The organism is Prevotella nigrescens, assembly GCF_031191185.1.
GTDB lineage: Bacteria > Bacteroidota > Bacteroidia > Bacteroidales > Bacteroidaceae > Prevotella > Prevotella nigrescens.
Genome location: NZ_CP133465.1, coordinates 1,089,609 through 1,108,964, shown reverse-complemented (window position 1 = coordinate 1,108,964; position 19,356 = coordinate 1,089,609). Strand labels below are relative to the sequence as shown.

At 42.6% G+C, this 19,356-nt stretch carries 16 protein-coding genes; 6 read left to right on the top strand and 10 right to left on the bottom strand.

All coding sequences use genetic code 11. The features are described 5' to 3' along the window. Window positions 1-47 precede the first annotated feature (47 nt). Together RDV52_RS06885 and guaA are read left to right on the top strand one after the other, a co-directional pair. Entirely contained in the window at window positions 48-845 is a 798-nt protein-coding gene (locus tag RDV52_RS06885; RefSeq protein ID WP_004362029.1) for a nucleotidyltransferase family protein, read from the top strand. Window positions 846-891: 46 nt separating this feature from the next. Next, window positions 892-2,433 carry a glutamine-hydrolyzing GMP synthase gene (gene guaA, locus RDV52_RS06880; RefSeq protein WP_004362030.1) on the top strand — a complete coding sequence of 514 codons (1,542 nt, stop codon included), beginning with the start codon at window positions 892-894 and terminating at the stop codon, window positions 2,431-2,433. Between the two features lie 169 nt (window positions 2,434-2,602). On the opposite strand, the gene mscL is transcribed toward guaA, so the two are convergent. Beyond that, the gene (gene mscL / locus RDV52_RS06875) at window positions 2,603-2,983 is read right to left on the bottom strand and encodes a large-conductance mechanosensitive channel protein MscL (RefSeq protein ID WP_004362031.1); all 381 of its coding nucleotides are present in this window, start codon (window positions 2,981-2,983) and stop codon (window positions 2,603-2,605) included. A gap of 244 nt (window positions 2,984-3,227) precedes the next feature. On the opposite strand from mscL, the gene gap reads away from it, so the two are divergent. The 3 genes from gap (at window position 3,228) to RDV52_RS06860 (ending at window position 6,225) form a co-directional block, all read left to right on the top strand. Beyond that, window positions 3,228-4,247: a type I glyceraldehyde-3-phosphate dehydrogenase gene (gene gap / locus RDV52_RS06870; RefSeq protein WP_004366354.1), complete on the top strand. Its 1,020-nt coding sequence runs from the start codon at window positions 3,228-3,230 to the stop codon at window positions 4,245-4,247. 84 nt (window positions 4,248-4,331) lie between these two features. After that, a complete protein-coding gene (miaA, locus tag RDV52_RS06865) occupies window positions 4,332-5,261 on the top strand; it encodes a tRNA (adenosine(37)-N6)-dimethylallyltransferase MiaA (protein WP_004366355.1) in 930 nt (309 codons plus the stop codon). 25 nt (window positions 5,262-5,286) lie between these two features. Then, window positions 5,287-6,225, top strand: a complete 939-nt coding sequence (locus RDV52_RS06860) for a diacylglycerol/lipid kinase family protein (protein ID WP_004362035.1) — start codon at window positions 5,287-5,289, stop codon at window positions 6,223-6,225. 719 nt (window positions 6,226-6,944) lie between these two features. On the opposite strand, the gene RDV52_RS06855 is transcribed toward RDV52_RS06860, so the two are convergent. The 9 genes from RDV52_RS06855 to gyrA form a co-directional block, all read right to left on the bottom strand. After that, the gene (locus tag RDV52_RS06855; protein ID WP_004366356.1) at window positions 6,945-7,535 is read right to left on the bottom strand and encodes an IMPACT family protein; all 591 of its coding nucleotides are present in this window, start codon (window positions 7,533-7,535) and stop codon (window positions 6,945-6,947) included. 42 nt (window positions 7,536-7,577) lie between these two features. Further along, entirely contained in the window at window positions 7,578-8,825 is a 1,248-nt protein-coding gene (locus RDV52_RS06850) for a DUF1015 domain-containing protein (protein ID WP_004366357.1), read from the bottom strand. Between the two features lie 93 nt (window positions 8,826-8,918). Then, a complete protein-coding gene (locus RDV52_RS06845; protein ID WP_004366358.1) occupies window positions 8,919-9,836 on the bottom strand; it encodes an NAD(P)-dependent oxidoreductase in 918 nt (305 codons plus the stop codon). Between the two features lie 78 nt (window positions 9,837-9,914). Then, window positions 9,915-10,985, bottom strand: coding sequence for a 3-phosphoserine/phosphohydroxythreonine transaminase (gene serC / locus RDV52_RS06840; protein ID WP_004362039.1), 1,071 nt, complete (start codon window positions 10,983-10,985; stop codon window positions 9,915-9,917). Between the two features lie 206 nt (window positions 10,986-11,191). Continuing rightward, window positions 11,192-12,508 (bottom strand): DEAD/DEAH box helicase, encoded by a 1,317-nt coding sequence (locus tag RDV52_RS06835; RefSeq protein WP_004366359.1) that lies wholly within the window; start codon window positions 12,506-12,508, stop codon window positions 11,192-11,194. After that, on the bottom strand, window positions 12,495-13,706 hold the full coding sequence (locus tag RDV52_RS06830; protein ID WP_004366360.1) for a tetratricopeptide repeat protein: 1,212 nt from the start codon (window positions 13,704-13,706) through the stop codon (window positions 12,495-12,497). The genes RDV52_RS06835 and RDV52_RS06830 overlap by 14 nt, the downstream gene beginning before the upstream one ends. Continuing rightward, complete coding sequence (locus RDV52_RS06825) at window positions 13,703-14,815, bottom strand: tetratricopeptide repeat protein (RefSeq protein ID WP_004366362.1); 1,113 nt, start codon at window positions 14,813-14,815, stop codon at window positions 13,703-13,705. Before RDV52_RS06825 ends, RDV52_RS06830 begins: the two co-directional genes overlap by 4 nt. 135 nt (window positions 14,816-14,950) lie before the next feature. Next, window positions 14,951-16,204, bottom strand: a complete 1,254-nt coding sequence (locus RDV52_RS06820) for a hypothetical protein (RefSeq protein ID WP_004366364.1) — start codon at window positions 16,202-16,204, stop codon at window positions 14,951-14,953. A 101-nt stretch (window positions 16,205-16,305) separates the two neighbouring features. After that, window positions 16,306-18,897 carry a DNA gyrase subunit A gene (gene gyrA, locus RDV52_RS06815; protein WP_004366365.1) on the bottom strand — a complete coding sequence of 864 codons (2,592 nt, stop codon included), beginning with the start codon at window positions 18,895-18,897 and terminating at the stop codon, window positions 16,306-16,308. A 204-nt stretch (window positions 18,898-19,101) separates the two neighbouring features. Here gyrA and RDV52_RS06810 point away from each other — a divergent pair, with 204 nt between their 5' ends. Next, window positions 19,102-19,299 carry a hypothetical protein gene (locus tag RDV52_RS06810; RefSeq protein WP_147278292.1) on the top strand — a complete coding sequence of 66 codons (198 nt, stop codon included), beginning with the start codon at window positions 19,102-19,104 and terminating at the stop codon, window positions 19,297-19,299. The last annotated feature ends 57 nt before the right edge of the window (window positions 19,300-19,356 follow it).

Sequence of the window (19,356 nt, the reverse complement as noted above, 5' to 3'; positions counted from 1 at the left end):
GTCTGAGATTTAATTAGTAAATTTGCACACATTAAAACCAGAAGACAATGCAATCAATGATTTTTGCCGCCGGACTTGGCACACGTCTGAAACCACTTACCGACAGAATGCCCAAAGCATTGGTAAGGGTTGGGGGCAAACCGCTCATTGAACACATTGTCAGACGACTGGTTTCAGCAGGCAGCCGGCGCATTGTAGTGAACGTACACCACTTTGCCAATCAAATCATTGAATATTTACGACAAAACAATTTCGGTGCAGACATTCGCATTTCCGACGAATCGGAAATGCTGCTCGATACAGGTGGCGGAATAAAAAAGGCAACACCGCTTTTCAATACGAACGAACCTGTACTCATTCATAACGTAGATATACTTAGCAACGTAGACTTACGCGCGTTATACGATTACGCTTGCGAAGCAGAAACAGAGCAAAAGGTTGATGCAGTTCTACTTGTAAGCCCAAGAAAAACAAAGCGTTATCTTATCTTCAATAAAGATATGCGCTTGGTGGGGTGGACAAATGTAGACACCGGAGAAGTGAAATCGCCTTACGAAACCTTGCATGAACTCACCTTTACGCAGCCTTACAAGAACGACAAAGCTACCAACGAACAACACGGCTACACGCTTTTTGCTTTCTCTGGAATACACGTTGTGGGAAACAAAATATTCGAAACGATGAACGAATGTCCCGAAAAGTTCCCCATAATGGACTTTTATCTGAAGTACGCAAAGGACTTACACTTCGTTGGAAAGGTGAAAAACGACCTTAAACTTATGGACGTCGGCAAGTTGGACACGCTCTCCGAAGCCGACGCCTTTGCACAACAATTAGGCTATTAGGCAATAACAACAACAAAAGAACAGAAACAACAACAACATACAGAATATGCAAAAAATCATCATCTTGGATTTCGGCTCACAGACAACCCAGCTAATTGGTCGCCGATTGCGTGAATTAGACACGTTCTGTGAGATACTTCCATACAACAAGTTCCCCAAAGACGACCCGTCGGTGATAGGCGTTATCCTTTCAGGTTCGCCCTATTCGGTTCACGATCCAGAAGCGTTCCAAGTGGATTTAAGCCAGTTTGTAGGCAAAGTTCCTGTACTTGGTATCTGCTACGGTGCACAATACATCTCGCACAAGAACGGTGGCAAGGTAGAACAAACGGGTACACGCGAGTATGGACGCGCTAACTTGGCAACTGTAGATACGGAAAATCCGTTGTTCTACGGCTTCGACAAGAACTCACAAGTATGGATGAGCCACGGCGATACCATTACTGCCATTCCCTCCGACTGCAAGACTATCGCCTCAACAAGTGATGTAAAGTTTGCAGCTTACGCCTCAACGACGCAACCTTTGTGGGCAGTCCAGTTTCACCCGGAGGTCTTCCACACTGCACAGGGAACTCTGCTTCTAAAGAATTTCGTAGTGGATATCTGCGGCAGCAAGCAAGAATGGAGCCCCGCCTCGTATGTGGAAACAACCGTGAAAGAACTGAAAGAACAGTTAGGAAACGACCGCGTGATACTCGGTTTATCAGGTGGTGTCGATTCTTCGGTATGCGCTACCCTGCTCAATCGTGCCATCGGAAAGAACCTTACCTGCATTTTCGTAGATCACGGCATGCTCCGCAAGAATGAGTTTGCGAAGGTAATGGAGGCTTACGAAGGTTTAGGGCTGAACGTTATCGGCGTTGATGCATCGGAAAAGTTCTTTGCCGACCTTGCCGGAGTTACCGACCCAGAGCAGAAACGCAAGATTATCGGTCGCGATTTCGTAGAGGTTTTCAATGCCGAAGCTAAGAAAATAACCGATGCAAAGTGGTTGGCACAAGGCACAATCTACCCCGATCGCATCGAAAGTCTAAGCATTACGGGCATGGTTATCAAGAGTCACCACAACGTGGGAGGACTTCCTAAGGAAATGGATCTGAAGCTTTGCGAACCGTTACAATGGCTTTTCAAAGACGAAGTGCGCCGTGTGGGGTACGAATTGGGCATGCCTGAACGCCTCATCAAGCGCCACCCATTCCCCGGACCAGGCTTGGCAGTGCGCATTCTTGGCGATATTACCCGCGAAAAGGTACGCATTCTGCAAGATGCTGACGACATTTACATCGAGAACATGCAGCACTACGTTTGCGAAGACGGCGAAGTTCTCTACGATAAAGTATGGCAAGCTGGTACCGTTCTGCTGTCTACAATCCGCAGTGTAGGCGTTATGGGCGACGAACGCACCTACGAGCACCCTGTTGCCTTGCGTGCCGTAACCAGCACCGATGCCATGTCTGCCGACTGGGCGCAACTGCCTTACGACTTTATGGCAAAAGTTTCAAACGAAATCATCAATAAAGTAAAGGGGGTAAACCGCGTTTGCTACGATATTTCTTCAAAGCCACCTGCAACCATTGAGTGGGAATAGCGATCTAAAGTATAAGAAACGATAAATATAATATTGTATTAACAAACTACAAATAATACCAAAGGCGCATCCTATTCAATGCGCCTTTGGTGTTTTATATTGCCCATTCCGAAAGCTTATGATGCTTCCGCAGACAACTTTACAACCTGCTACCATAAGTTCATTTTCATTATTTATTCTTCAACAAATCGCGAATTTCGGTTAGCAATTTCTCTTCGTTTGAAGGTTCTGCAGGAGCTGCAGACTCTTCTTTCTTCTTAGTAGACAAACTATTCATGGCTTTAATCATCACAAAGATGCAGATTGCGATAATAAGGAAATCGATGATGTTCTGAATGAACATGCCATATTTAACTTCTGCATCGCCTACCATTAAGCTTATTTTACTAAAGTCTATGCCGCCCGTCAGCACACCGATAATCGGCATCATAATATCATCTACCAACGAAGATACAATCTTCCCAAACGCACCACCAATGATAACACCAACAGCCATGTCCATTACGTTACCACGCATGGCAAATTCTTTAAATTCTTTAAGGAAACTCATAAAGTTACTTTTTGTAAATGCTGCAAGAGAAAACAATAATCTTATTTATTAATATAGGTCAAGTTATCCTGCAAACACCTTTTAATTTAATAATGTTTAATACTCTTTTCGGTTGCAAATATAAGAACTTTTTTGTAACTTTGCAGCATATGAGGGGTAAAAATATTACTTTTCGCACAACCACACATTAGGTAACAATAAGTTTTAGGTATTATAGTTTAGTATTCACTTTAAATAAAGACAAATGATTAAAATTGGTATTAACGGATTTGGCCGTATCGGCCGTTTCGTATTCCGCGCAAGTCTTGAGGAGGCAAACGCTAAGGACGTAGTTGTAGTTGGTATTAACGACCTCTGCCCAGTTGATTATCTTGCTTACATGTTGAAGTATGACACCATGCACGGTATATTCAATGGCACTATCGAAGCTGACGTTGAAAAGTCTCAGCTCATCGTAAACGGTAACGTTATCCGTGTAACTGCAGAGCGCAACCCTGCTGATTTGAAGTGGGACGAAATCGGTGCAGAGTACGTTGTAGAGTCTACTGGTCTCTTCCTTACAAAGGAAAAGTCTCAAGCTCATATACAAGCTGGTGCTAAGTACGTTGTAATGTCTGCTCCTTCAAAGGACGACACCCCAATGTTCGTTTGCGGTGTGAACCACGAAAAATATGTAAAGGGCACTCAGTTCGTTTCTAATGCATCTTGCACAACAAACTGCTTGGCTCCTATTGCTAAAGTATTGAACGACAAATTCGGTATCAAAGACGGTTTGATGACTACTGTTCACTCTACAACAGCTACACAGAAGACTGTAGACGGTCCTTCCATGAAGGATTGGCGTGGCGGTCGTGCCGCTTCAGGCAACATCATTCCTTCTTCAACAGGTGCTGCAAAGGCAGTTGGTAAGGTTATTCCTGAACTCAACGGCAAGCTCACCGGTATGTCAATGCGCGTTCCTACACTGGACGTTTCTGTAGTAGACCTCACCGTAAACTTGGCTAAACCCGCTAAGTACGAAGAGATTTGCGCAGCCATGAAAGAAGCTTCTGAAGGCGAATTGAAGGGTATTCTCGGTTACACAGAAGACGCAGTGGTTTCTTCTGACTTCCTTGGCGACCCACGTACATCTATCTTCGATGCGAAGGCAGGTATCGCTTTGACAGACACTTTCGTAAAGGTTGTATCTTGGTACGACAACGAAATCGGTTACTCTCACAAGGTTATAGAGTTGATTAAGCACATGGCGAAAGTGAATGGCTAATCTTCCGATTTCACAAGAAAACAATATTAAAAAGCCATTCGGTTTATTGCCGAATGGCTTTTTTTTATTATTTTTGTGCAGTAAATGGATAAAATGCTTACGATAATAGGACCAACGGCGAGTGGGAAAACCGCTTTTGCCACTGCATTAGCTGCCACAATGGGGGCAGAGATTATCAGTGCCGACAGCCGTCAGGTGTATCGTCGTATGGATATCGGTACGGGGAAAGACCTTGCCGATTATGAAGTGAATGGCATAAAAGTACCCTATCACCTGATTGATATTGCCGAACCGGGCACGAAATACAATCTTTTCCAGTATCAGCAAGACTTCTGGACTGCCTATACGGATATTGTCGAACGTGGCAAACCTGTTATTCTGTGTGGTGGAACAGGGCTTTATGTCGAGGCAGTGCTGAAGGGTTACGCCCTTTCGCCAGTTCCACAGAACGACGCTCTGCGCGCTTCGTTAGCAGGAAAATCACTCGCCGAACTTACCGAAATTCTTTCTGCATTGAAAGAAAGAAACCATTCGGCAATGCACAACCGTACCGATGTTGATACAACCAACCGCGCCATTCGTGCCATTGAGATTGAAACCTACGAGCTGGAACACCCTACGCCCGACCGTCCGATGCCTGCTGTCGATTCGATAATTATCGGTGTAGACATCGACCGCGACGAACGCCGCCGCAAAATAAGCCACCGCTTAAAGGCAAGGTTGGACGAAGGTATGGTCGACGAGGTGCGGGCACTGCTCGATTCGGGCATTCCTGCCGACGACCTCATCTACTATGGCTTGGAATATAAGTTCGTTACACAATACGTCATAGGCAAATTAACCTACGACGAGATGTACCGCAACTTGGAAATAGCCATTCACCAGTTTGCCAAACGACAAATGACGTGGTTCAGAGGAATGGAGCGACGTGGGTTCCACATACACTGGATAGACGCTGCAACACCATTAAACGAAAAGATAGCGCACGTCCAGGCACTCATCGAAAAAGCATAAAAACGATTCAAACGAGATAATATATATGGTAGACGAAAAGAAATGGGGCATACTTTACTGTCCGAAAGGCGGATTGCTGGGCAGTCCGCAGAAGCGCTGGGAACGTGTAGAGCGTTGCCTTAAAGCACACAACATTGCTTTCGACATGGTTCAGAGCGAGAGTTCGGCAGGTGTAGAGCGTCTTGTCCGCATGATGATAGGCAACGGCTACCGCACCATCATTATCTTCGGTGGCGATTCGGCACTCAACGACACCGTCAATTGCCTGATGCAAGAGAAGAAAGAGGTGCGCGACAGCATCGTATTGGGAGTAATTCCTAACGGTGTTATGAACGACTTTGCCCACTTCTGGGGCTTCAACGAAGACAATATAGAACAGACCATCGAGTGGTTGAAAGCACGCCGTGTACGTAGAATAGACCTTGGCTGCATTCGTTACAGAAACCGAGAGGGCGAAGGTTGCCACCGTTATTTCCTGAATTGCATCAACATCGGGCTTATTGCCACCATCATGAACCTGCGCCGCCGCACGCGCAACCTGTTCGGTTCGCGCAGTCTGTCGTTCATTTTCTCGTTCATTCTTTTAGTTTTTCAACGCATGGACTTCCACATGCACATCAAGATAAATACCGACGAGATAAAGCGCAGAATTACTACCGTCTGCATAGGAAATGCTTTAGGATACGGACAAACGCCAAACGCTGTACCTTATAACGGACTCTTAGACGTATCGGTGGTATACCATTCTGAAGTTACACAACTTTTCGAAGGTATTTATCTGTTCCTGCGTGGCAAATTCTTAAACTATAAAAGCGTACACCCTTATCGCACGCAAGAGGTTACAATGCATGTAGAGCCACGCACACTTATCGGAATCGACGGCAGATTGATGGCGAAAACACCCATTGGCCCTTTCAAGGTTACTGTGAAAAAGGAAATAATCAACTTCTTGATACCCGCATAACAAACCACAGAAGTATTACAACAAACAAACACCTAACAGCTTAATCACTCTCTCATTCAGCATCTGTTGCTGATGCAAATATAGTCTATTCTTCCACCGAAGCAATAGACTTTTTGTCGTATCTCTATTCATTTCCTCCCGAGCACTCATAAGTTTCCCCCAAAAAGCTTATAAACTTTTGGCAAAATCTCCATAGTATTTCGTCAAGAAATGAATGGAGTTAGTGGATAAACACACGAAGTCAAATTAAACAAATAAAGGTGCTACGAAACTCCATTAACCAATGATTTTAGTTCGATTTTTTATTATAAAAAATAGATAAAATTCGTATGGCATTACCACATTCGCGAGCAGGAAACAACTACCGAATACTATCTCATCAGAACACAGACTTGCCATAAAAACGACAACTGAAGTGATGAACGCAAATACCTGATATTTATTTATAAAAAGATTATACTTCCTATAAGAAAGTATATACTTTTCACACAAAAAGTACGGACGTTTTTCATGAAAAGTACGGACTTCTTTTCTAAAATATACGGACGTTCCATTAAGAACATACTATAGTTCTTTAAAAAAGTTATATTAATCCTGAAAAAAGTAAACTTATTTTCATGTATCTACTTCATACATTTTAATCAATAAGTACCATTGGTTTAGAGAAAAAGTATTATTGTTTCACACGAAAAATACTACCGTTTTGACAACACTTTATCCTATTCAAACGAGAGTTTATTCAGTCGCGTTTCGAGTTGTTCGGCAAGTGACTGACGAATGGAAAGGACGATTTCGCAAGTGTTGTCGAAGTTTTGTTCAACGATGTTGGCATTCATTTCCTTCACTATCTTCATAACATCGTTCATCATCGGATAAGAAAAGATGTAGCGAACAATGTGTTCTACAAACTTTTCTTCTATTTTCGAATGTGCTATTCCGTCGGCAGCGGCTTCGCGATAAGCAACAATCAGTCCGCTCGTGCCAAGTTTTACACCGCCGAAATAGCGGATTACGCAAATCAGAGTATTGGTAATATCGTTACTGACGAGCTGTCCGAGAATGGGCTTACCTGCCGTTGATGATGGTTCGCCGTCGTCGTTGGCACGAAACTCTGCACCGTCGGCACCCAAACGGTAGGCATAGCAGTAGTGGCGTGCATCGTAAAACTCCTTTTTGTAGTGCTTTACGATGTCCAAAGCCTCTTCGGCAGAATCTATATGATGCACAAAGGCGAGGAATTTACTCCTCTTTTCGGAATAAAACCCCTCGCCAATTGTGTTTTTATGTACTGTTCTGTACTTATCTGTCATTAATTAACTTGATGTGAAATCAAAATTAATGATGTCGTAAACTTATGAAAGCTTGTGAATGATAAGACCTGAACGGAGTTTTGGCTCGAACCAAGTAGCCTTAGGAGGCATAATCTTGCCGCTGTCGGCAATGTCCATAATCTGCTGCATAGAAACAGGGTAGAGTGCCAAAGCCATCTTCATTTCACCACTGTCCACACGCCTCTTGAGTTCTTCGAGACCACGGAGACCACCCACAAAGTCGATACGGTCGCTTGAACGCAAATCTTTGATGCCGAGAAGTTCGTCGAGAATCAAACGGCTTGAGATATCAACGTCGAGTACGCCTATTGGGTCGTTGTTATCGTATGTACCTTCCTTGGCTGTGAGAGAGTACCATTCGCCTTCTAAGTAAAGTGAGAATTCGTGCAAATGAGCTGGTTTATAAATTGCAGTGCCTTTCTTTTCAACAATGAAATTCTTTTTCAATGCTTCGAGGAACTGTGCAGGTGTCATACCATTCAAGTCCTTAACGACACGGTTGTAGTCGAGAATGGTAAGCTCAGATGCCTGGAAGCAAACTGCCATGAAGTAGTTGTACTCTTCTTTTCCAGTGTGGTTTGGGTTAGCCTTTGCCTTTTCGCCACCTACAAGACCTGCTGCAGCTGAACGGTGGTGTCCGTCTGCAATGTAGAGACTTGGCATCTTTGCAAACTCTTCGGTAATGGTCTTGATGTCCTTATCGTCAGAAACGACCCAAAGCTGATGGCGGAAACCGTCGATAGGAGCAATGAAATCGTATTCAGGAGTAGTAGCTGCATAACGAGTAGTGATTTCCTTCAACACTGGATTATCGGGATAAGCGAAGAATACTGGCTCGATGTTGGCATCGTTTACACGAACGTGCTTCATACGGTCTTCTTCCTTGTCGCGGCGTGTAAGCTCGTGCTTCTTGATGACACCGTTTACATAGTCCTGACAAGCAGCACCGACAACGATACCATACTGTGTCTTGCCGTTCATTGTTTGTGCATAGATGTAGTAATGTTCCTTGTCGTCTTGTACCAACCAACCTTTTTCTTGGAACATCTTGAAGTTCTCTGCAGCCTTTTCGTAGACACGTGGGTCATATTCACTTGTACCTTCTGGGAAATCTATTTCAGGCTTAATGATATGGTAAAGGCTCTTTTCGTTGCCCTTAGCTTCTTCGCGTGCCTCCTCTGAATTCAATACGTCGTATGGACGACTTTCTACTTGTTCAACGAACTCCTTTGGAGGACGAACACCTTTAAATGGTTTTACTATTGCCATAATATATTATAGATATAAAATAAAAGCAGACTATCAGGGCTTCTGCCGTTTTATAAGCATAGTTCCTAATAATCTGCAATATGGGTTTAAATATTATTTGTTTACTTGGAATTTGGTATCACCGTTAGCAAAGAAAGCATTGATTTGCTTTGCAGCTGCAATACCTGCATTGATGTTAGCTTCTGCTGTCTGAGCACCCATCTTCTTAGGTGTGCTGAAGTAACGACCTTCAAACTTAGCAAATTCTGCGTCAGCGTCTGGCTTGATGTCGGTAATGAACTTCAAGTCTTCGCGTTCATTCATCAACTTGATAAGTTCTGGCTCGTTGATAACTTCCTTGCGAGCAGTATTGATAAGAGTTGCCCCCTTGTGCATCTTGTTTACGAGAGCGTAGTTGATGCTCTGCTTTGTTTCTGGAGTTGCAGGAATATGGAGAGAAACAATGTCGCAAGTTTCGAACAAAGCGTCCTGATTATCAACAGCCTTAACACCAGCAGCTTCAATAACTTCCTTTGGACAGAATGCATCGTAAGCATAAATTTCCATACCGAAGCCCTTTGCAATGCGGGCAACGTTGCGACCAACATTACCAAATGCAAGAATACCGAGCTTCTTGCCCATCAATTCAGAACCGCTTTTACCGTTGTAGAAGTTGCGAGCACCATAAACAAGGAGACCTAAAACAAGTTCGGCAACTGCGTTTGAGTTCTGTCCTGGAGTGTTTTCAGCAACTACGTTGTGTGCAGTAGCTGCAGCGAGGTCGATGTTATCGTAACCAGCACCAGCACGAACAACAATCTTCAAGTTCTTGGCTGCATCAAAAACTTCTGCTGTAGCTTTGTCTGAACGAATAATAAGTGCATCTACGTCTTTAACAGCATCTAATAACTGAGCTGTCTCTGTATATTTTTCTAAAAGCGCAAGTTCGTGTCCTGCTCCTTCAATTTCTTTTCTGATACCCTCAACAGCTGCTGCTGCGAATGGTTTTTCTGTTGCAATTAAAACCTTCATAGTAATAAATTTTATAATGCAAGTACACGGATATAACCTTTCATGGGTCTATCCGTGCATTTGCTATATTAACCTTAATTAGTGTTTAGCCTCGAATTCTTTCATGGTTTCAACAAGAGCCTTGCAGCCTTCTATCGTCATTGCATTGTAGCAGCTTGCACGGAATCCACCAACATCACGGTGTCCCTTGATACCAACCATACCTCTTTCGGTAGCAAACTTGAAGAACTCGTCCTGAAGTTCTGCATACTCATCGTTGAGAACGAAGCAGATGTTCATGTAAGAACGGTCTTCCTCGCACTTGACAGTACCACGGAACAACTTGTTGCGGTCGATTTCACCGTAAACAATATCAGCACGCTCCTTTGCAAGCTTAGCCATTGCTTTTACACCACCGTTAGCCTTAATCCAACGAAGATTCTCTAATGCGGTATAAACAGGAACAACAGGAGGAGTGTTGAACATTGAACCTTTCTTAATATGTGTACGATAATCTAACATTGTAGGTATTTCACGCTGTACACGCCCGAGTACATCATCTTTGATTATAACGAATGTTACACCAGCCATTGAAAGATTCTTCTGTGCACCACCATAAATACAGTCGTATTTAGAAACATCTACTGGACGGCTGAAAATGTCTGAAGACATATCACCTATCAAACGAACAGGCACATCTAAATCCTTATGATATTCGGTACCATAGATTGTATTGTTGGTTGTTACGTGCAAGTAGTCTAAATCTGTTGGAACATTGAAGTTCTTTGGAAGATATGTATAGTTGTCGTCTGCAGACGATGCAACTTCAACGACTTCGCCAAACAATTTAGCTTCTTTCATTGCCTTCTTTGCCCATACACCAGTATTTAAATAACCAGCCTTCTTTACCAAGAAGTTGAAAGGAATCATGCAGAACTCAAGCGATGCGCCACCACCTAAGAACAGCACTGAATAGCCTTCAGGAACATTTAATATTTCCTTTACCAAAGCCATTGCTTCATCCATTACAGGTTGGAAATCTTTTGAACGGTGGCTAATTTCAGCGATTGAAAGACCTATCCCGTTAAAATCCAAGATAGCACTTGCTGTTTTCTCTATTACTTCGCGTGGAAGAATACAAGGACCAGCACCAAAATTGTACTTCTTCATGATGTCTTAATTTTTTAGTTGAACTTATTTATTATTATATCATTATATTCCTCAAAAGGGTGTATAGACTTAGTCATACGTCTGCGAAATTAAAGATTTTATCTGACATAGACAAATATTTAAGCATATTTTTGTATTATACTTTATAGTCTGGTCATTCTATTTTGTTTATAAACTGCAAATAACACTACATTATAACACAACTATTAGTGGACTTCTTCCACAACGGTACTAATCCCCTTTATTTTCTCCCCTTTCGTCATTTTCAATATTTGAGATATTTTCGTACGAGAGACAGCCACATAAGAGTAACGTGGCATCACATCAATCTTGCCTATGTCTGTTTGTTCTATCCCTGCTTTCTTGCACAAGAAGCCAACTATGTCGCCTTTTGATATCTTGTCTTTCTTTCCCTTGCCTATGTATAATGTCGTCATTCGGGCCTGTTTTATGGCAGGTAACACATCAGGGAGTTCCATTACATCTACCTTCTGTTGCACATAATCAGGCAGTTGTTCGTCTGGGCCAAGCACAAAGAAGACATTGCCCTGCTTGTCCCAGCGCGCCGTTCTACCTACTCTGTGTACATGCTCCTCCTCGTTCTCGGGAAGATGATACTGAATGATATTATCTACATCGGGAATGTCTAGCCCTCTTGAGCCTAAATTGGTGCTTACAAGAATGTTTGTTGAACCATTTGAAAAGCGATACAACATAGCTTCGCGCCCCTTCTGTTCCAAACCTCCATGGAACATAGATACATCGAAACCTGCTTCCTTCAGATAAGTGGCAGTGCGGACAACGGCGTCCCGATAGTTCAAGAACACGATGCTGCTTTCATCGCCCAAGTATCTTAACAGATTGGAAAGTGTTTCCAGTTTGTCTTTCTCCGCACTGCGGACGATGTGCAGCCGGACGCGTTCTGACACCTCTTCGTCCTCGTCTCTGTAGTCCACACGTATGTTTCTGCCAACATGAACAAACTTAGGAATGGTTTCAGACTCGGTCGCAGAAAGCAAGATGCGACGTTCTATGGCTGGCAACTTACCGACAATTTCTTGCATTTCATCTTGGAATCCCATTTCCAAACACTTGTCGAACTCATCGATAACAAGCCATTTAATGCTTTCTGGTACTAAGTTTCCTTTGTCCAAGTGGTCGTTCAGCCTGCCTGGAGTAGCGAAAAGGATTTGCGGTCTTACGCTGCGCATTTCCCGATGCTCGTCCATAGTTGGCCTGCCACCATAGAGTGCCATTCCTTTTAATCCTGATTTTATATCTTGAACTACATTTGCCGATTGCCTGGCCAACTCTCGCCCTGGTACTAAAACGACAGCCTGCACATCGTTGCTTGTAGAATCCAACATTTGTATCAATGGCAACAAGTAAGCATAGGTTTTCCCTGAACCTGTCGGCGATAACACGATAACATCTCGGTTTGAATGCAAGATGGCTTCTGAAGTATCTTCCTGCATCGGATTTAACTTTAAACCTAACTTCTTTATTATTTCATTTTGTTTCATTTCGTAGTTTGTCTATTTCATCAAATTCTTTTCCCATATTCAGATTCAAATAAATTGTGTATAACGGTGCCAACCATTTATCTCGCGCTTTCGGAGCCAACTTTCTGTATTGCTCAAGATAGGGCAATGCCGTTTCATACAGTTTATTTATTCTTGCACGTTTAGAGCGACTCTGTTGAGTTTTGGCCAATTCTATTGCCTGGTCGAAATACGCCAATCCTAAATTGCAATAGGCATCGGCAAAATTAGCATTCTCTTTTACAAGTTGCAGGCAAATGTCTATGCATTCTTTATATTTCCCAAGATTAAGCAGTACTGTACTCTTTGTGAAACGGAACAACACACTTGTAGAATCCGTATCTAAAGCTTCATCAGTTATTTGTAATGCGACCTTATTATCTCCCTTTTTAACATAGTACTCTACTAAACGAGGAAAGAAGAATGCGAATTTGGGATATTCTTTGAAACCTTCCTGCAAAGCCTTAAGATATCTTGCGGTATCTTTCTGTACCAAATAAGCATCGGCTTCATACTGTCGTACAAAGTTCAACATAGAAGTATCACGTTCGGCTAAACGCAAATGACGCATTGTTTTCTCGGTATCTTTAAGCTTATAGCCACAATACATTGCCCAATATGCCGCATGTGGCATCAAAGCGTCCTTGTGTTCATAATCGTAACCAGTAAAAAGCGACTGCTTGTCGGTCCGTATATAGTTATCGAAATAGTCGTAAGCAGTCTTGTAATTCTTCAGATGGAGGAAGTATGTGCCCCCATTAAAGAGATTTGGCCGAATAGAATTGAGCAATTGGGCATGGCGTTCCCTATATTTAGGGGACACAGGAGTGGGCGTATCTAAACGGGCATCTACAGAGTCGAAACTTGCCATTGTTTCATACATTCGTTTCGTTACAGAGAAAAAAGCCGCCGTATCGTATTTTTGTTTCAAATATAATTTCTCGTTGCCTTGCTCGTATTGCTTTGTCAAAACATCACAAAGCATTACCCAAATCTTTGTATTGGTCCGGTTTACTGAATCGTCTAATAAAGTTTGCATAGACTTCTCGGCCTTCGCCAGCTCCTTCCCACTCTTCAGTAATTCGCGCGCTACTGCTAACTGTTTCTTTTGTGCATATAATAACACAGAGTTAAATATAAACACAAAAAGCAATATTTTCTTTAAATTATCTCTTATCACTTATTACCTTTATTAGTCAAGCCCTCTAATTCTTGCGCCTTTATCTTATCACCTAACATCGTGTAGGCCATGTACAGAGGATTTACCCAGTCCACTTTATTACGTCGAGGATCTTTTGCTTTTACCCTTTCAAGATAGTTTCGGGCATCAGCGAAATATAACATATATTCATCTTCCTGTATTGGCATTCCTTCCTTCTGTTTCTCCAACACTTCATTCCTTATCTCTAATCCTCGCATATTTAGGCAGACACCTATATTAAAAGCCACAGGAATTAAGTTTGGTGAAAGTTCATCAGCTACTTTATAAGCTTCAATAGCTTCGTCCCATCTTCCCGCTTGCATGGCTATTTCTCCCTTCAGTATCCACGGAATGGCAGATTTTGAGTCGTTTACCAGCTGATGATCTATAAAACTCTCTATATTAAACCGAGCTGTGGAATGTTGATAAAACTTCATCAACCATGAGAAATATTTGGTATTGGTGGGTTCTGTCTCGTATAACTTAGCCAAAACAGCAAGATATTTCAACGAATCGTCGGCATTTTTCATCTGTTCTCCCATACATTCTGTTTTCACTTCTACAGCAGGCTGCGCTGTTTCATCATATAGTATGGCTATATTAGCATATTTTTCTGCTAATCTGAAGTTTCTTAATTTTAAATAGTCGTAGGCCAGATAATAGGCGGCGATACCGCTTTCATCAGGAATATCTGCTACCAAAGGATTAGTTCTCGTTGTCAGATAAAGCTCTAAAGCTTTCTGCCCCTCCATCTTTGTATAATTATTTTTTAGCAGGAACAGCCCTGCATCTATCAACATGGGATACAATGTTGTTACACGTTGCAAATTTTCTTCACTGAACTCTGGCTTCACTTTACCTTTACGATTAGGCATCCGATCGTATTCATCGCATTTTAACGAAGATAATATTCCATCTACCACAGCACGATAGATTGCGAGTGAATCCCTATCCGTATTCGATTGTACACGTTGATATGCAGCTTCAGCTTGTTTATTAAACTTCTCAGCGTTTATTTTATTGTTTTGTGCCAGTGCCGACAAAGAACAGAAAGATAAAAATAAAACATATATTGTTAATTTCCCCATAAGCCTTCATCTTAATAATACAATCTCATATTCTTTCATTAGAGACCAGTTCATCTTACTAAAAGAACAAGATGAGATTTACAATAAATCTCCCTCTCTGGTATGAAGAGATACCAAAAAGGGAGACACATTATGTTATTCAGCATAACCGGCATCGGCAGCAAGGGCCTTTGTCTCTGGAGCCTGAGGCCCCTTTACAAAGTAATAGCTTCCATAAAGAGGAGATGCCCACAAGTTTTTATTCTGTTTTGATGTATCAAGAGCCTTTGCCTTTTCCAAATAAGAGATGGCTTCATTGTAAACAACGTTGAATTGTGCACGTGCTTCTTTGGTCAAATTCTTCACAGCCATCACACGTTCCTGCGCTTTGTAGAAGAGGCACTGACCGATAGAAGCGTTGATAGCAATCTGCGCACTTTCATCGTTTGCCAATGGAAGAGCCTTCTTCAATGCTTCAACAGCACCGTCGTAATTTCTCTTAATACTTTCGAACTGACCTTTCAATACGAGTGCGCTGTAGCTGTTCGGGTCCTTTGCGAGGTGGTCGTCGATAACTTTCATTGCCTTGTCGCCCAAACCCAGTGCATTGTAAGTAGAAGCCAATGTTGAGAGAAGCGCCTCGTTTGACTCGTCCTGTGCATAGATGGCAGCGAGCTTGTCTGCGTATGCAAGAGAGTCTTGACGTGTCTTCAGTTGTGAACCTAAGATTGCTAATTTTAAGTTCTGCACTTCTTTTGCACGTTCCTTGTTGTCTTTTGCATATTCAATATACTTTTCTGCTTTTGCAAAATCGTTGTTCTGATAAGCATAAACAGATGCGAAGTAAGCTATTTCAGACAGATTTTGGTCTTGTTCCTTAAACTTTACGAATTCAGGATAATCTGCTGACTCTACATATTCGGCCAAATACTTATATGCCTGCTTATCATCTTTATTTTGATAATAGACACCTCCGTTAATCAAATCGTTACGAAGTTTATACACGCGTTCTACTAAGGCAGTGAACTTTGGCTTTACTTTGCCTTTCTGGTTTGGCATATTATCGTATTTAATGGCTTGAACACCAGAATCAAAAGCAGCATCTACGGCAGCATAGAGTCCCTTTTCGTCTACAGGTTTGTTGCCTTCTTTACCCATTTGCTTCTGGGTTTCGTTCTCAAGCTGAATGCCTTGCTCATAATTTACCTTCTTCATTGCTAATTCGTAAAGGTGATTATACGCTTTAGCCTTCTCTTCGTTGCCTGCGAGTTGTTCTAAAGTAGATTGCAAAAGATTAGCAGCTTCAGCGTAGTTCTGAGCTTTTAAGATAGCTTTCAATGGTTCGCTGTCGCCAGCAAATGCAGCAGATGCTCCTATTAACATCATTACTGCCAAAATCATTTTTTTCATATTAGTTTATAATTTAAAGATTAATATTCGTTATTAAGTCTCCTGCTTTATGTTTATTTTATATATGCACTTCTTCAATAACGCTTAAGACCCTCTCTATTTTATTCGAAATCTACCGATGGCGGTATTGTCTGATTGTCGTCATCAGCTACATCCGCTTCATTTGAACAAGAAGTCTCATTCTGTTGATCTGCTTGCGAATGCCCTCTCTCTTCAACCTGCTCTTCCATTTCGGCACTCATAACTTTGCACACCGATGCTATAACATCGTTTTTCTTTGCAAGGTTGATAAGACGAACACCTTGTGTAGCACGTCCCATAACACGACATTCAGCTACAGAAAGACGGATAACGATTCCACTTTGATTGATAATCATAAGATCGTTTTCATCGGTTACATTCTTTATTGCAACTAATTTTCCCGTCTTTTCGGTTATGTTCAGAGTCTTCACACCCTTACCGCCACGGTTTGTAAGTCGGTAGTCTTCCACGACTGAACGCTTTCCGTAGCCTTCTTCCGATACAACCATTACGGTTTCAGTTTCAGCATCGTTTACAACAATCATACCTACCACTGCATCGTCGCCGTCCTCGTCGAGGCGCATGCCACGCACCCCCGTAGACACACGTCCCATTGTGCGTACTGCCTCTTCGTTAAAACGACACGCACGACCGTTGCGATTGGCTATGATGAGTTCGTTATGACCGTTTGTCAAACGTACATTTACCACTTCGTCGCCTTCATTTATGTTGATGGCTATCACGCCATTGGTACGTGGACGCGAGTAGTGGCGCAGCGACGTCTTCTTTACTAAACCGCATTTTGTAACGAATACTACATAATGTGAGTCGAGGAACTCTTCGTCGTCTAAGCCTTTTATACGCAAGAATGCATTTACGCTATCATCTGGGTCGAGTGCCAACATATTCTGAATGGCACGTCCTTTCGATGTTTTGTCGCCTTCAGGAATGTCGTAACACTTCATCCAGAAGCAACGTCCTTTCTTCGTAAAGAACAACATTGTCTGGTGCATGGTTGCGGGATAGATGAATTCCGTGAAGTCCTTATCTCTCGTGCGTGCACCTTTCGACCCTACGCCGCCACGTGCTTGCTCCTTAAAGTCGGCAAGCGGTGTGCGCTTGATGTAGCCAAGGTGGCTGATGGTGATAACTACAGGATCGTTAGGATAGAAGTCTTCGGCATTGAACTCGTGCTCGTCTGGAATGATTTCGGTACGACGGGCATCGCCATACTTCTCTTTCACTTCTTGGAGTTCTTCCTTCATCACTTCCTTGCAACGCTCTGGGTTGTCGAGAATTTCCTGCAAGTCCTTTATGGTCTGCATCAATTCGTCGTATTCGGCATGTAACTGATCCATACGCAAGCCTGTGAGTTGCGACAGGCGCATGTCTACAATGGCTTTTGACTGTAGTTCGTCCAGCTCAAAGCGCTTTTCCAAATTGGTTTGAGCTTCTGCAGGAGTCTGACTTGCACGAATGATGTGTACCACTTCATCAATGTTGTCGCAGGCAATAATCAGTCCTTCCAAGATATGGGCACGTTCTTTTGCCTTGTTCAACTCGAACTTTGTACGGCGAATGGTTACGTCGTGGCGATGCTCTACAAAGTATTTTACGCAATCGTACAGACTCAACAGGCGTGGACGACCATTTACAAGAGCAATACAGTTTACAGAGAATGAACTCTGCAAGGCTGTCATCTTGAACAGTTTGTTCAGGATAATGTTGGCGTTGGCATCGCGTTTCACGTCTACTACGATGCGCATTCCTTGGCGACCGGTTTCATCATTCACGTTTGAAATGCCTTCCAACTTACCTTCTTTCACCAAGTCGGCAATGTATTCAATCAGTTGTTGCTTGTTTACACCGTATGGAATTTCGGTTACAACAATCTTGTCATGCTGGTCTCCGCTTTCTATTTCTGCCTTTGCGCGCATCACGACGCGTCCCTTACCTGTTTCGTAAGCATCTTTTACACCTTGCAATCCGTAGATGTAAGCGCCCGTAGGAAAGTCTGGCGCAGGTATATACTGCATCAATTCATCGACTGTTATATCGGGATTGTCTATGTAAGCACAGCACCCATCTATTACTTCGTTCAGGTTATGGGTAGGTATATTCGTCGCCATGCCCACGGCAATACCATTGCCTCCGTTTACAAGCAGGTTTGGAATCTTGGTCGGCATCACGGCGGGCTCCTTCAACGTGTCGTCGAAGTTGTTCACCATATCCACCGTATCTTTCTCTATGTCGTCCATGACGTGCTCGCCCATCTTTGCCAAGCGGCACTCCGTATAACGCATAGCTGCCGGTGAGTCGCCATCGACAGAACCAAAGTTTCCCTGTCCGTCCACAAGCTTGTAGCGCATGTTCCACTCCTGTCCCATGCGTACTAATGCGCCATAGACCGAAGAATCGCCATGTGGGTGGTATTTTCCGAGCACCTCTCCTACGACACGTGCACACTTCTTATAGGGTTGATTACTAAAGTTACCTATGCCGCGCATACCGTAGAGAATACGACGGTGCACAGGTTTAAAACCATCGCGTACATCAGGAAGCGCACGAGCCACAATCACCGACATGGAATAGTCGATGTAAGAACTCTTCATCTCCTCCTCAATGTTTATCTTCAAGATGCGATCTTGGTCTATTGTCTGATTTTCGTCCATTATTATTTGTACTTTTATCTATTGCTTTTGTTGTTCAACAACCTTTTAAAATCTAAGGAAAATTGCTTTAAACGGCATTTATTTTCGTTTTAAGCATTTGTTGGCTGTTATTCTAGGGTGTAAAAGTACAAAGAAAAAACGACATACAAACTCGTAAAACCGAAAAAAAACAATATTTTAAGGATTGTTAGAGCTGAAACAATTATGAACATGACTTTACAAAATCCTCATGCCCATGAATATCGTTTCCGATGGTTCCAGGGTATTTCTGGCTTTCTCTGTTCCCCACATTATACAAAAAAGATATATGGCTTTCCTCATCGGTATCCAATAAAGACAGATAAAGACTCTACCGACTCTATTCGCCGACAATATGGCATGCTTTCTTATTATAAAATATAGATGGAAATTCTTATCCGATGATTATATTCCTTGAAAGGAGCTATCTGTCGAATAATA

Bases quoted from the DNA above. Each gene is read 5' to 3' on its own strand.
- RDV52_RS06885 (WP_004362029.1), top strand. From the start codon at position 48: ATGCAATCAATGATTTTTGCCGCCGGACTTGGCACACGTCTGAAACCA.
- guaA (WP_004362030.1), top strand. From the start codon at position 892: ATGCAAAAAATCATCATCTTGGATTTCGGCTCACAGACAACCCAGCTA.
- mscL (WP_004362031.1), bottom strand. From the start codon at position 2,983: ATGAGTTTCCTTAAAGAATTTAAAGAATTTGCCATGCGTGGTAACGTA.
- gap (WP_004366354.1), top strand. From the start codon at position 3,228: ATGATTAAAATTGGTATTAACGGATTTGGCCGTATCGGCCGTTTCGTA.
- miaA (WP_004366355.1), top strand. From the start codon at position 4,332: ATGGATAAAATGCTTACGATAATAGGACCAACGGCGAGTGGGAAAACC.
- RDV52_RS06860 (WP_004362035.1), top strand. From the start codon at position 5,287: ATGGTAGACGAAAAGAAATGGGGCATACTTTACTGTCCGAAAGGCGGA.
- RDV52_RS06855 (WP_004366356.1), bottom strand. From the start codon at position 7,535: ATGACAGATAAGTACAGAACAGTACATAAAAACACAATTGGCGAGGGG.
- RDV52_RS06850 (WP_004366357.1), bottom strand. From the start codon at position 8,825: ATGGCAATAGTAAAACCATTTAAAGGTGTTCGTCCTCCAAAGGAGTTC.
- RDV52_RS06845 (WP_004366358.1), bottom strand. From the start codon at position 9,836: ATGAAGGTTTTAATTGCAACAGAAAAACCATTCGCAGCAGCAGCTGTT.
- serC (WP_004362039.1), bottom strand. From the start codon at position 10,985: ATGAAGAAGTACAATTTTGGTGCTGGTCCTTGTATTCTTCCACGCGAA.
- RDV52_RS06835 (WP_004366359.1), bottom strand. From the start codon at position 12,508: ATGAAACAAAATGAAATAATAAAGAAGTTAGGTTTAAAGTTAAATCCG.
- RDV52_RS06825 (WP_004366362.1), bottom strand. From the start codon at position 14,815: ATGGGGAAATTAACAATATATGTTTTATTTTTATCTTTCTGTTCTTTG.
- RDV52_RS06820 (WP_004366364.1), bottom strand. From the start codon at position 16,204: ATGAAAAAAATGATTTTGGCAGTAATGATGTTAATAGGAGCATCTGCT.
- gyrA (WP_004366365.1), bottom strand. From the start codon at position 18,897: ATGGACGAAAATCAGACAATAGACCAAGATCGCATCTTGAAGATAAAC.
- RDV52_RS06810 (WP_147278292.1), top strand. From the start codon at position 19,102: ATGAACATGACTTTACAAAATCCTCATGCCCATGAATATCGTTTCCGA.